Origin of the sequence: Winogradskyella sp., from assembly GCF_025210595.1 — a bacterium.
Lineage (GTDB): Bacteria > Bacteroidota > Bacteroidia > Flavobacteriales > Flavobacteriaceae > Winogradskyella.
Genome location: NZ_JAOARH010000025.1, coordinates 14063 through 27275, shown reverse-complemented (window position 1 = coordinate 27275; position 13213 = coordinate 14063). Strand labels below are relative to the sequence as shown.

Sequence of the window (13213 nt, the reverse complement as noted above, 5' to 3'; positions counted from 1 at the left end):
ATTTTGAAATCGTCTTTATATTATATAGTTTTTCTGATTTGTATTTCAGGATCACTTCATTCGCAATCAAAATTTAATCAGTTTTTAAAGCCAAGCGATTCTTTAAATATATCTAGAAGAAATGCTGTGGTTCTTACAGAAGTTTCTTTAGCTTCTGTAGCTCTTGTTGGTTTAGACCAATTATGGTATGCAGATTATCCACGTTCAAAATTTAAAACTATAAACGATAGTGATGAATGGTTGCAAATGGATAAAATGGGACATGTATTTTCATCTTATCAATTAGGAAGATTAGGTGCTAATGTGTTGAATTGGGCAGGAGTTAGTAAAAAAGACCAATTAATATACGGTTCAACTTTAGGGTTGGTTTTTTTAACAGCTGTTGAGGTAATGGATGGTTTTTCTGAAGAATGGGGATTTTCTTGGACTGATATGGCGGCTAACGCAGCAGGAACAGGATTATATGTTGGGCAAGAACTATTATGGGAGGAACAGCGTATTTTACTAAAGTATTCGTTTCACCGTACACGATTTGCAAAACAACGACCAGAAAAATTAGGTAGTGGTTTAGCAGAAGAATTTTTGAAAGATTATAATGGCCAAACCTATTGGTTGAGTGCCAACATTAACTCATTTTTAAAATCAGAACATATTCCTAATTGGTTAAATCTAGCTTTTGGCTATGGAGCAAATGGTATGTTAACAGGAGATACTTACGATCCTTTGTTTTTAAACCAGAATAGAACACGCCAATATTACCTTAGCTTAGATATTGATTTAAGCAGAATTAAAACAAAATCGAGTGTTCTTAAAACTATTTTTGACGTTTTCAACGTTATTAAAATACCTTTTCCTGCTTTAGAACTAAATAGTAAAGGTCGTTTAAAGCTGCATTATTTGTACTATTAATAACTTTTGGTGAGCTTTAAGTAGTTGGTTTTCAAATGTTAAAAAAATATTGTATATTTGCACGCGAATTTACTAAAGCTTAAAGGGGAAAGTTTTATGAGTTTAAAATTGGCTGTTATGACAAAAAATAGGGTTAAGAATTTTTTACTGCCTTTTTCAATTTGTTTGTTTATTGCATTAGCAATATATCCAGATTCTAATTTAGATTCTGAGTTATATTCTACTGATGGACTTCATTTAGATTATAACATTTCTGAAGAATTAGCAATGGCTGAGGATTTGGAAACATCTAAATCAAATATTTTCACACCTCATTTAGGAAAATCTTTTGAAGGTTTTAAAGAAGCTTTAGCTTTTAAAGAATCTAGAGGGAATTATTTTACGGTTAATACACTTGGATATTTAGGGAAATATCAATTTGGTTCAGAAACATTAAAACTGATCGGTATCTATAATCCTAATCAATTTCTGTATAATCCAGAATTACAAGAAAAAGCATTTATGGCAAATGCCTCGCGAAATAAATGGGTGTTAAGAAGAGATATTCAACGTTTTGATGGAAAATGGATAGGAGGAGTTAAGGTTACCGAATCTGGTATTTTGGCAGCAGCTCACCTAGCTGGACCTGGTAGTGTGAAGAAATTTTTACGTAGTTATGGTAGCAATAATTTTGCAGACGCCTACGGTTCTACAGTAAAATATTACATGAAAAAGTTTTCTGGTTACGATACATCTCTAATTAAGCCTAATAAGAAGGCTAAGGCTATCCTTTAATTTTTGTGTATTATAAATATTGCAGGCCTTTTGTGAAGGTCTTCTGTATTATTTTTCCATGCTTTGGCAGGCATTGTTTTAATAAATTCTGTTGGTAAAGTTAAATCGCAGGCAACACAAATTCTAGTCTGAGGATGTAGTGTGTTTGCTAAGTCGTCTAACATTTTCATATTTCTATAAGGAGTTTCTATAAAAATCTGAGATTGATTGTGTTCTGCTGATAAACGCTCTAAAGTTTTTAATTTAGATTTTCTTTCGCTTTTATCTATTGGTAAATAACCGTTAAAGCAAAAGCTTTGTCCGTTCATGCCAGATGCCATAAGGGCTAAAATTATTGATGATGGTCCAACAAGTGGAATAACTTTAATGTCCATTCTGTGAGCCATACTTACAATATCAGATCCAGGATCTGCAATTGCTGGGCAGCCAGCTTCAGAAAGAAGACCAACAGAGTGTCCTTCTAAGCAAGCATTTAAATAGGTGTCTCGTTCACTTTCTGTAGTGTATTTGTTTAAAACACTTAATTTTAATGAGGGTTGAGATTTGCTGGGTGAAACACGCTTTATAAAACGTCGTGCTGTTTTTTCATTTTCAACAATATAATAATCTACATCTTCTATGATTTTTTTTATAGAAATTGGTAATACTTCAAGAGGTGGATTGTCACCAAGCCTTGTAGGTATAAGATATAAAGTGCCTTTTGCGTTGTTCATGTTTAGTTTTTAATAAACTTATTTGTGATTTGTCTGCCATTTTCGGTTTCTATTTTCAAAATATAAAAACCACTCTTTAAGTCAGAGGTGTTAATGCTTGTGCTTTTATTCTCTTTATCTTTAAATATGGTTTTAACTGTTTTTCCTTGTATGTCATAAACAGTAATATTTGCAGAAAATGAAACATTAACATTAGAGAAATCAATATTTAAAATGTTTTTAGCAGGAATGGGAGAAATTGAAATAGAATTTAATAAGTTGTCATCTATGCTGAGAAGTGTGTCAGTAATTTTAAAAATACTTCCGCCAAGACTAGATACATAAAGTTCACCATTGATGTCTTCACCAAAGGCAACCCAATTACCAGAAAATCCTTCAAAAGTAGAGTTCCAGTTGCCATTTTCATATCTTAAATATCCTATTTCTTGAGTGCATACATCTCCAAAAAAATATAAGCCTTCTAGATTTGGGTAAGTTGATCCTCTGTAAACATAACCTCCTGTTATGGAGCATCTTCCACCTGAATGTGAATATTCAGATACTGGAAACGTTAAAGTGTTGCTATTTGGACAGCCGCTGGTGTTGTAAGTATTGTTGCCTTCGTAACATCTCCAGCCGTAATTAAGGCCAGCATCTGTTGATGCTACCATATTAATTTCCTCTCTTGAATTTTGTCCTACATCAGCAATCCATAAATCATCATTAAGGCTATCAAAAGAAAATTTCCATGCATTACGCAAACCATAAGCCCAAATTTCTTCTCTACTAGCAGAATTGCCAACAAAAGGATTATCTGAAGGTATGGCATAAGGGTTAGAAGCTGATGAATTATTAACATCTATTCTTAGGAGTTTTCCTAATAAGCTATTGGTATTCTGAGAGTTGTTCTGTGGATCTCCACCAGAACCTCCATCTCCACTAGAGATATACAAATAGCCATCTGGACCAAATTGTAATTCACCTCCGTTATGATTGCTGTAAGGTTGTGAGTAAGTGAGTATAATTAATTCAGAATTAGGATCTGCAATGGCTGGATTAACACTAATTCTAGAAAATCTAGATATTACAGTATCGCCTGAGTTGTTTGTATAATTCACAAAAAAATAACCATTTGTAGCGTAGTTAGGATGAAATGCTAAACCTAATAAACCTTGTTCGTTACCTGAGCTTCCGACTCTAGAATCGATATCTAAAAAGTTGGTGCTTTCTGTTGATCCATCAGTATTTACAATTTTAATAACACCATCTTGTTCAACAACAAATAATCGATCATCACCAGCATGTTTAATGTTTACAGGTCTATTAAATCCTGAAGCAAATGCTTCTAATTCTATATCTTGAGAAAAAGAAAAGCAAAAGCACAAAGCGCAAAGTGGTAGTAATAATTTTTTCATAGCTTTAATTTTGAGTTGTTTACATTCCTAAATTACAAAAAATCAAAGAAATGATATGAAATGCTTATATGTTTGTCTTTTGTAGTTTTTTTGCCATTATAGTAGAAGTAGCTTCAATGATATCAAAAACATATTCAAAATCACTTATGTCACCATAATAAGGATCTGGTACATTTTTATTAGAAATTTGAGTGTTTTCTTCTAAAAACAATTTTACCTTGCCAAGGTCTTCATTGTTCCTAGCCAAACTAATAATATTATTGTAGTTAGACGAGTCCATAGCATAGATAAAATCAAAAGTATCAAAATCTGATACTTTAAATTGTCTTGCGCTTTGTGTGCTTATATCTATGTCATTGTTTAGCGCTACTTGTATTGAGCGATGATCTGGTTTGTTGCCTACATGGTAAGCAGCTGTACCAGCAGAATCTACATAGAATAATTGATTATTAAGTTTAGATTCTAATATACCATGAGCCAATGGTGAACGGCAAATATTACCGAGACACACCATTAAAATACGAGTCATGTCTAAGTGTTTTTAAAGTGATAGTTTTTTAGCTAAATCCTCAACATATTTTCTAAACTGTTTGTCAGTAGAAGATAGGTTGTCAACTGTTTTGCAAGCATGTAATACAGTAGCGTGATCGCGCTGACCAATTTGCGAACCAATACTAGCTAAAGACGCTTTTGTGTATTTTTTAGCAAAGAACATAGCAAGTTGACGTGCTTGTACAATGTGACGCTTACGAGTTTTAGACTGTAAAGTGCTTACGTCCATTTGGAAGTAGTCTGAAACCACCTTTTGAATGTAATCTATAGAAACTTCACGTTTTGTGTTCTTTACAAACTTATCTACAATGTCTTTAGCTAAACTAAGAGTTATTTCTTTTTTATTGAAAGAAGACTGAGCAATTAAGGAAATGATTGCTCCTTCTAATTCTCTTACATTAGTTTTTATGTGCTTAGCAACATACTCTACAATTTCTTCTGGCATTTCTACACCATCTCTATAGAGTTTGTTTTTTAAGATTGAAACTCTGGTTTCAAAATCTGGCGTTTGTAATTCGGCAGAAAGTCCCCATTTAAAACGAGATAATAGGCGTTGCTCAATATCTTGCATATCTACAGGTGCTTTATCACTTGTTAGTACTACCTGTTTTCCATTTTGGTGTAAGTGATTAAAGATATGAAAGAAAACATCTTGAGTGCCTGTTTTTCCAGATAAAAATTGAACATCGTCAATGATTAACACATCTATAATTTGATAAAAGTGTATAAAGTCATTTCTATTGTTCTTTTTTACAGAATCAATATACTGTTGTGTGAATTTTTCAGCAGAAATATATAGAACTGTTTTTTCAGGATATTTGTCTTTTATATCAACACCAATAGCATGTGCTAAATGAGTTTTTCCTAAGCCAACTCCACCAAAAATTAAAAGCGGATTAAACGAAGTGCCTCCTGGTTTATTAGCAACTGCAATACCTGCATTTCTAGCCAAACGATTAGAGTCACCTTCTAAGAAATTTTCAAACGTATAACTAGGGTTTAGTTGCGATTCAATCTTAACATTTCTTATACCTGGAATAATAAAAGGGTTCTTTAATTCAGGACTTTTATTATTAAAAGGAACATCAACATCTTGAGACTTAACAGGTGTTCTATTAGCACTAGGAATTTTTTCTGTAAACGGTTGTTTATTGCCATAAGTGTTTTCCATCTTTATGACATATACTAACTTTGCATCATTGCCTAACTCTTTGGTTAAAGCTACTTTAAGTATTTTTACGTAATGTTCCTCTAGCCACTCATAAAAGAATTTACTAGGAACTTGTATACTTAGTGCATTACCAGAAATTTTAACAGCTTGTATGGGTTCAAACCATGTTTTGTAGGCTTGAGGTTGTATATTATCTTTAATAAAATTGAGACAATTACGCCATACAGATTCCGCTGTGATCTCCATTAGTTAGTATTAGTTTATAATTGATAGTTAGTTTAGCAAAAAAAAAGAGAATTAGGATTCTCTTACCGTTTTGAACATGACAAATATGTGAACAAAAAAATTAAAAAAAAAATCAATTCTGGTTGAATTTTTAGAATTTTTTTAGCATGTTTAAAATCACTTAAATTTACAAATTTTTTAATAAATACAACATTGAAATTTAATTTTAACGAAACAAAAATAAGAGTGCGTTATGGTGAGACAGATCAGATGGGAGTTGTCTATCATGCTAACTATGCCGTTTATTTTGAGGTAGGTAGAACAGAATGGTTAAGAGAGTTTGGGCTTAGTTATAGTGCTATGGAAGCAGAAGGAGTTATGTTGCCTGTAGTTTCGTTAAGTATAAATTACAAAAATTCAGCACGTTATGATGATGTGCTTAAAGTAAAAACTCAGTTGAAAAAAATGCCAACTGCTTCAATAGAATTTGATTACGAATTGAGAAATGATAAGGGTGAAATATTGGCTACTGGAAATACAATTTTAGCTTTTATTGATGCAAAGCGAAATAGACCGACTCGATGTCCAAAATATCTTTTAGATAAACTGCAAAATTATTCGTTATAATTCATTGATTTTCACACCGTAAAATTGACTAAAAAGTTCAAAAACCTTTAAAGCGTTACTTTTTCTGACAGATATTTCTAACAAACAGTTGTGTTCTAAAGTTTGATTATTTATTTCTACATTATTTTCTTTTAACATACGCATTACTTTACTCATGTTTTTATATTCAAATTGAAGTAGAAAACTTTTATCTATTGTTTTCTCAATAATGTCTGAGGCTTCTAAGGCTAATTGAGCTCCTGTTCTGTAGGCATTAATTAAACCACCAACACCTAGCTTAACTCCACCAAAGTAGCGTACAACAACAACTAAAACATTAGTAACATTAAATGATTGAATTTGTCCGTAGATTGGCATACCAGCAGAGTTGTTAGGTTCTCCATCGTCATTTGCTCTGTAATTTGTCACTTCTGTTCCTAATTGGTAAGCATAGCACCAATGTCTTGCAGAATAATGTTCTTTTTTTACGTTATTCAGATGAGTTTTTATCTCATTTTCTGAAGTTACAGGAAATGCGTAACCATAAAACTTACTGTTTTTATCTTTAAATAGTTCGCCGTATGCTGGTTTAGCTATGGTTTTGTATGTGTCCTTAAGATTCATGTTCATTAGTACGAAACTACTATAAAATTATGAAATCTTTATAAAAGAACTTTATATATTTATTAGCTTCTCAATCGTTTTTTTATATTCAATTTTTCTGAATTAAATAGACTAAAAACGACTTGTGATTTTGTGTTAAAATGTGATTTGTGATAGATTAAAATAATTTCCTAGATTATATTAGCGTAAAAAAAAGTTATGAAAAATTTTATTTATTCTATTCTACTCTTATTCATTAATTTGTCTAATGGGCAAGAGACAATCGGTTTGGTTTTTGATGATATTAATAAAGAAAAATCTGAAGGTTTTACTCTGTTTAAAGCAACTTCAGATGAAAGGGTGTTTTTAATTAATAATTGCGGTGAGGTGGTTAATCAATGGAATAACTCTATTGATGGAAGTCGTAATAATTATTTCTTAGAAAATGGAAACCTTTTGCAAAGTAGTGGGTTTGAGGCGCAGTTAAGAGATTGGGATAATAATATTTTATGGGGAATTAATTATCAAGATGAGTTTGGTTTTCGTATTCATCACGATATAGAGCCATTGCCTAATGGGAATTTCTTGGTTTTAGTTAGGGATGTGTATTCTAATACAGAAATGTTTGCAGAAGGAAAGGATACGTCTTTTAGTGGTAATAATTTTATGTTAGAAAAAATTATTGAAATTGAACCTGTTGGTGCTAATTCTGCAAATATTGTTTGGGAATGGAAGCTGTTTGATCATTTAATACAAGATTTTGATAGTTCTAAACCTAATTATGGAGTCGTTGCTGATAACCCTCAGTTATTGAATATGAATTACGATGGAGGTAACCCTGAAAATTTTGTTCACGCAAATGCAATAGATTATAATGAAGAATTAGATCAAATAGCTATATCATCTAGGCACCTAAATGAAGTGTTTGTAATAGACCACAGTACTACAACAGCAGAAGCAGCTTCTCATGCAGGTGGAATTTATAATAAAGGAGGTGATTTTTTATGGAGATGGGGTAATCCAGCGGTTTATAACATGGGAACTATAGACGATAGAAAACTAGGGAGACAACATGATATAAAATGGATAACTGAAGGTCCTAATCAAGGTAAAATGTCTGTGTTTTCTAATGATGGCTATGGAGTTGATATAACAGCATCTTCAATTCATATAATAGATCAAAATGATTCTAATGGGATCTATAGTATGAGTTTGGGTAAGTTTTTACCTGAAGATTATTTTTGGTCATACGATGGTGTTATATTGGGTGAAACTATGCTAGGAAGCTCTAGATGCGGCATGCAAATTATGTCTAATGGAAACGCTTTAATAAATGAGTCAGAAAAAGGTAGGATTACTGAGGTTGATAATTTAGGAAACGTGGTTTGGGTATATATAATTCCAGTTGCTAACAATACAGTTTTTAATCAAACAGATGATCCTAGTGATAATGCGTCTTTTAGGGCTCATAGATATCCTTCTAATTATGTTGGCTTTAATGGTGTTACTTTTAACAATACAGGAAAGATAGAAGATGTAAATGTCTTAACAGATGATTGTGTTAATCGATTGTCAATTGAAGATTCTCAATTAGTAGGTCTTAAAGTTTATCCTAATCCTACGGAAGATATTTTAAATTTTGATTTTACTCAACTTATAGATGAAATAGAAGTTTATAACATTACTGGAAAAATGGTTTTGAGAAAAACAGATTCTAATTCTATTAATTTAGAAAATATAACAAAAGGACTGTATATGGTGAAAATTTCTGTAGGTAATACTTCTAAATATGTGAAAGTATTGAAGAATTAAATATGCCGTTTTTCTAAAGATTAAGTGGTTTTATGTGGCTATAGTGTTACTAAAACTATAGATAATAGTGCTATAAAGATTCCTAACCAATTTGTTTTTGTAATCTGTTCTTTAAATAATAAAAGACCTGTCAAACAAGAAACGGCAACTATAGCTACATTATTTATTGTAAATACAGAAGAGCTTTCAAAGTTATCTACTCGTAAAGCTTTTAATAAAAAAAACATAGAGCTATAATTAACGATGCCTAATGCTATGCCAAAAGGAATACTTTTTTTATTGAATTGTTGATGCTTTTTTAGTGATTTATAGCTCAAAACAAATAAGCCTATAATCCCTGCAACTGCAAAAATTACAGCTAAAAATAAGGGCATTTTTCCTTCAGGTGCGTAATGGTTTACACTAGTGTCTATTGTTCCAGAACCTAAGAATAATATAATAGGAAGGTAAACAGCTTTGGTTAGTACTACATCTTTTTTTGGTTTTATGGACGTTAAGTAAACAGCAACCAAAGCGAGAATTATTCCTGAAATTTTTCTAATACCTAAGCTTTCGTTATAAATCAGTATTCCAAAAAGAATAGGAATAATGACACTCATTTTACTCGCTACAGAAGCAACAGATAATCCATTTTTTTGAGCTGTAAGTGCCATAACGTTAAAAATGCTAATGAATAAAAAGCCTAGAATTATAGCAGAGTATAACCAGTTAGTATTAATTATTTTAGATAATTCAATTTGTTGATCATAAAGTAAAATACCACAAGTGCTTGCAGTAATATAATTAATGACGATGGCTTGTAGTGTGTTAACGTTATACTTATTGAAAAGTTTAAAAAGCACAAAAATTGCTGTAGAAGATAGTATGCTTAGTGTAAGGGAAATCAAAAGAGATCTTTTTTAATTTCAAATAGGCTCACAACATCTTCCTTGGTTTCGTCAATATTCCAGATGTTTATTTTCATGGTAGCTGCCATATCTGTGTTTTCTTTAGTGTCGTCTATAAACAAACATTCATTTGGAATTAAATTGTTTTCCTGTAAAACAAAATCAAAAATGTCTTTATTAGGTTTTCTTAGATGAATTTCTTGAGAAAGGTAGAATTTGTCAAAACAATTTTTAAAGTCTTCATAGAAGCATACATTATTCTTAATAAAATCTATGTGCATATCGTTAGTGTTGCTAAGAAGAATCAATTTGTATTGATTGTTTCTAGCTAAATTTTCGATAAAATCTAGACGATATTTAGGGAAATCCTTAATAATATAGTTCCAAGCATCAACAATTTGAGTTTCGTTTAAGTGTGGAAATTTAGATTGATAGAATTCAATAAATTCAGTAGTGGAAATTTTGCCAATTTCATACTGAATATTAGCGGCTATCATATCTTCTTCAAAAGTATTTAAGCCAAAAAGCTTTAGTGCATTTTGCATTGCGCCTAGTTTATCTAAGTTGATAAACACATCGCCAAAATCGAATATTAACGTTTTAATCATATCTATGTCCTGTGTAAACAGGAGTCTTTTAATTTGTTCTTAGTCTTCTCTAGTATAAATCCTAAGTATATCGTCTAAAATACTAGTTTCAAAATTCAATGTTCCATTAAGTTTTGGAGCTTTTATACCGTTATTAAACTCAGCATTACCTGTGAAAATTCGCGCTTCGTCCCAAAGGTTTTCGTTAATAAAAGCTTGAAGTGTTTTTGCACCTCCTTCAATAATTACCGAGTTAATACTTTTTTTATGCAATAGCTTACAAATTTGGGTAGCAATTGGTTGGTTAAAATCAATATGCGAATTTGTTATTCTTATGGTTTCAGTGATGTTGTTAAAAACGTTCAGGCTTGAGGAGAGTGATTTTTTTTTGTCTAAAACAATTCTAACAGGATGTTTTCCTGTCCAATCTCTAACTGTTAAACTAGGGTTGTCTTCTATTACAGTGTTGATTCCTACAAGGATGCTTTGTTCTTCAGCGCGCCATTTATGAACTAACTGTCTAGAGTATTTGTTGGTAATCCATACTGGCTTTTGCTTATCTTTACTTTTAGGAGCTATAAATCCATCTCTAGTTTCTGCCCATTTTAAAATGATATATGGACGCTTTTTATTGTGAAAGGTAAAGAATCGTTTATGGTGTGTTTTGCATTCTTTTCCGAGTACACCAACAATAACGTGGCAACCAGAGTTTTTTAGTTTAGTAATACCTTTACCAGCAACTTCAGGGTTATCATCTACACAGCCAATAACCACTTTCGGAATTTTATGTTTCACAATTAAGTCGCTACAAGGTGGTGTTTTTCCAAAATGACTACAAGGTTCTAGGGTAACGTAAAGTGTGCTTTTGCTTAATAATGTTTTATCCTTTACAGCATTTATTGCATTTACTTCTGCATGTGGTCCGCCATAAGGGCTTGTGTAACCTTCACCAATTATATTGTTTTTGTGTACAATAACAGCACCAACCATTGGGTTTGGTTGTGTAGAGCCTAATCCATTTTTTGCAATCTGTAAGCAGCGCTTTATATAATATTCATTGGTATTCAATTACAGCTTAATTTTAATATTTTGAGTTTCGTCAACATTGTAAGTAGAGGAAAAACCGAGTACTTTGTATTTAATTTCACCTTTGTATTGCACTTTTAGTTTTTGAGAAATTAAGCTACCGATTAAACCTCCAAGGCTTTTTTTGTCAACAATACTATCAGTTGCCACAGCTACAGTTAGTGGGATTTTAAAATTTTTCTTTGATGGTACTTTAAACTCTTCAGAAATTAATGTGGCTACTTCGGTATCGTTTATGTAAACTTTTAAGTCCTCAGCTTTTAATATGCCACCAACATCATTAGGGTTAACAAATAAAGCATCTGCACTAAGTGTAATGTTTTTAATGTTAGAGTCTACAACTTTTATGTTTTCTAGTCCAGAAAACTGAGGTTGTTCATTTACAGTACAGTTGAAAACCAGTGAAAAAAACAATAAAATGAGAATAGTTCTTTTGTGCATAACATAGATAATTATAGCTATCTTCATACCGAAATTAATCAGTATTAAATCTTAATTTAAGTGAGTAAAGATACTATTGTTATTCGAGAAATAGAACAAAAGGATAATCCTAAAATTGCTAAAGCTATTCGTAGTGTTTTAATAGAATTTGGTGTGCCAAAAGTTGGTACAGCTTATGAGGATAAAGCTTTAGATTGTATGACCGAAACTTATGACCAGGCACGCAAAATTTATTATGTAGTAGAAAAAGCTGGTGAGATTATAGGTGGAGCAGGTATTTCTCCATTAGATAATTATAATGGTAATGTATGCGAATTGCAAAAAATGTATTTTATGCCTGAAGCAAGAGGAAAAGGTGTTGGCAGTAAAATGATGGAAAAATGCCTGTTATTTGCAAAAGATGCTGGTTTTGATAAATGTTATTTAGAAACCATGCCATATATGGATGCTGCTAGAAAATTATACAAAAAAGTAGGTTTTGAGTTTATTGATAAACCTATGGGGAATACAGGTCATTATTCGTGTACAGTTTGGATGCTTAAAACTCTTTAATATTGAAAGCTTTAGATTTAAAACATATTTTTCACACAGAATTGGATGCAATTTATGGTAAAGCTGAAGTAGAAAGTTTCTTCTTTTTAGCAACGGAACACTATCTTAATGTTTCCAGAATTCAATTAGCATTAGAGCCAGGTTTTACATTTTCAAAAACTGAAACAGATACTTTTTTTAAGACACTTGAAGATTTAAAACAGCAAAAACCTATTCAATATATCTTAGGAGAGACAGAATTTTTCGGACTTACTTTTAAAGTAAACGAAAATGTGCTAATTCCTAGACCAGAAACAGAGGAGCTCGTGTCTCTTATCATCGCAAATTCCAAAAACAAAAAGACAAATCCCAAAACAACAACGGTTTTAGACATCGGAACGGGTTCTGGTTCAATAGCAGTTAGTTTGGCAAAGTTTATGCCAAGCGCAAAGGTTTGTGCTTTGGATGTTTCAGATAAAGCCCTAGACGTTGCCAAAGCAAATGCAGAATTAAATCAAGTTGATATTAATTTTTTGGAAGTTGACATTTTAGATGATAGTACTTGGAATTTGGAGTTGAAAAATTTGAAGTTTGATATCATTGTATCCAATCCACCATACGTACGTCATCTCGAAAAACAAGAAATGAAGCCAAATGTACTTGATAATGAACCACATTTAGCATTGTTTGTGGAAAATGAAAACCCGTTGATTTTCTATAAAACTATAACCAGTTTTGCTGCTGATAATTTGAAAGAACAAGGGCAGCTTTATTTTGAAATTAACCAGTATCTTGGTGAAGAAACAAAACAGCTTTTAGTAGATGCTAATTTCCATAATATAGAATTAAAAAAAGATTTAAACGGAAATGATAGAATGTTGAAGGGCACAAGAAGTTGAAGATGAAGCAGATTTGAATTGCT

Annotated in this window: 15 protein-coding genes; 6 read left to right on the top strand and 9 right to left on the bottom strand. The window is 31.7% G+C overall.

Features of this window, described 5'->3' with window-relative positions; translation table 11 throughout:
* Positions 1 to 3: 3 nt before the first annotated feature.
* Positions 4 to 909, top strand: a complete 906-nt coding sequence (locus N4A42_RS02225; protein ID WP_294069278.1) for a DUF2279 domain-containing protein — start codon at positions 4 to 6, stop codon at positions 907 to 909.
* A gap of 117 nt (positions 910 to 1026) precedes the next feature.
* Positions 1027 to 1683 (top strand): peptidoglycan-binding protein LysM, encoded by a 657-nt coding sequence (locus N4A42_RS02220; RefSeq protein WP_294069275.1) that lies wholly within the window; start codon positions 1027 to 1029, stop codon positions 1681 to 1683.
* On the opposite strand, the gene N4A42_RS02215 is transcribed toward N4A42_RS02220, so the two are convergent.
* The 4 genes from N4A42_RS02215 to dnaA all read right to left on the bottom strand — a co-directional run bounded on the left by N4A42_RS02215 (position 1680) and on the right by dnaA (position 5759).
* Positions 1680 to 2396 (bottom strand): SAM-dependent methyltransferase, encoded by a 717-nt coding sequence (locus tag N4A42_RS02215; protein ID WP_294069272.1) that lies wholly within the window; start codon positions 2394 to 2396, stop codon positions 1680 to 1682. The two genes, N4A42_RS02220 and N4A42_RS02215, sit on opposite strands and share 4 nt — an antisense overlap.
* 2 nt (positions 2397 to 2398) lie before the next feature.
* Entirely contained in the window at positions 2399 to 3790 is a 1392-nt protein-coding gene (locus tag N4A42_RS02210; RefSeq protein WP_294069269.1) for a PQQ-dependent sugar dehydrogenase, read from the bottom strand.
* A 64-nt stretch (positions 3791 to 3854) separates the two neighbouring features.
* Complete coding sequence (locus N4A42_RS02205) at positions 3855 to 4319, bottom strand: low molecular weight protein-tyrosine-phosphatase (RefSeq protein WP_294069266.1); 465 nt, start codon at positions 4317 to 4319, stop codon at positions 3855 to 3857.
* Between the two features lie 12 nt (positions 4320 to 4331).
* Complete coding sequence (gene dnaA, locus N4A42_RS02200) at positions 4332 to 5759, bottom strand: chromosomal replication initiator protein DnaA (protein WP_294069263.1); 1428 nt, start codon at positions 5757 to 5759, stop codon at positions 4332 to 4334.
* A gap of 192 nt (positions 5760 to 5951) precedes the next feature.
* Between dnaA and N4A42_RS02195 the strand changes: the two genes are divergently transcribed.
* Positions 5952 to 6365: a thioesterase family protein gene (locus N4A42_RS02195; protein ID WP_294069259.1), complete on the top strand. Its 414-nt coding sequence runs from the start codon at positions 5952 to 5954 to the stop codon at positions 6363 to 6365.
* On the opposite strand, the gene N4A42_RS02190 is transcribed toward N4A42_RS02195, so the two are convergent.
* Positions 6360 to 6968: a YigZ family protein gene (locus N4A42_RS02190; RefSeq protein ID WP_294069256.1), complete on the bottom strand. Its 609-nt coding sequence runs from the start codon at positions 6966 to 6968 to the stop codon at positions 6360 to 6362. The genes N4A42_RS02195 and N4A42_RS02190 overlap by 6 nt on opposite strands.
* 198 nt (positions 6969 to 7166) lie before the next feature.
* On the opposite strand from N4A42_RS02190, the gene N4A42_RS02185 reads away from it, so the two are divergent.
* Positions 7167 to 8759 carry an aryl-sulfate sulfotransferase gene (locus N4A42_RS02185; RefSeq protein WP_294069253.1) on the top strand — a complete coding sequence of 531 codons (1593 nt, stop codon included), beginning with the start codon at positions 7167 to 7169 and terminating at the stop codon, positions 8757 to 8759.
* Between the two features lie 38 nt (positions 8760 to 8797).
* On the opposite strand, the gene N4A42_RS02180 is transcribed toward N4A42_RS02185, so the two are convergent.
* The 4 genes from N4A42_RS02180 to N4A42_RS02165 are packed head-to-tail and all read right to left on the bottom strand — an operon-like array spanning position 8798 to position 11787.
* The gene (locus tag N4A42_RS02180) at positions 8798 to 9646 is read right to left on the bottom strand and encodes an EamA family transporter (protein ID WP_294069250.1); all 849 of its coding nucleotides are present in this window, start codon (positions 9644 to 9646) and stop codon (positions 8798 to 8800) included.
* On the bottom strand, positions 9643 to 10254 hold the full coding sequence (locus tag N4A42_RS02175; RefSeq protein ID WP_294069247.1) for an HAD-IA family hydrolase: 612 nt from the start codon (positions 10252 to 10254) through the stop codon (positions 9643 to 9645). Before N4A42_RS02175 ends, N4A42_RS02180 begins: the two co-directional genes overlap by 4 nt.
* Before the next feature lie 39 nt (positions 10255 to 10293).
* The gene (gene ribD / locus N4A42_RS02170) at positions 10294 to 11301 is read right to left on the bottom strand and encodes a bifunctional diaminohydroxyphosphoribosylaminopyrimidine deaminase/5-amino-6-(5-phosphoribosylamino)uracil reductase RibD (RefSeq protein ID WP_294069244.1); all 1008 of its coding nucleotides are present in this window, start codon (positions 11299 to 11301) and stop codon (positions 10294 to 10296) included.
* A complete protein-coding gene (locus tag N4A42_RS02165; RefSeq protein ID WP_294069241.1) occupies positions 11302 to 11787 on the bottom strand; it encodes an LEA type 2 family protein in 486 nt (161 codons plus the stop codon).
* Between the two features lie 33 nt (positions 11788 to 11820).
* Between N4A42_RS02165 and N4A42_RS02160 the strand changes: the two genes are divergently transcribed.
* Positions 11821 to 12312 (top strand): GNAT family N-acetyltransferase, encoded by a 492-nt coding sequence (locus N4A42_RS02160; protein WP_294069238.1) that lies wholly within the window; start codon positions 11821 to 11823, stop codon positions 12310 to 12312.
* Between the two features lie 2 nt (positions 12313 to 12314).
* Positions 12315 to 13190 carry a peptide chain release factor N(5)-glutamine methyltransferase gene (prmC, locus tag N4A42_RS02155; RefSeq protein ID WP_294069236.1) on the top strand — a complete coding sequence of 292 codons (876 nt, stop codon included), beginning with the start codon at positions 12315 to 12317 and terminating at the stop codon, positions 13188 to 13190.
* Positions 13191 to 13213: the final 23 nt, after the last annotated feature.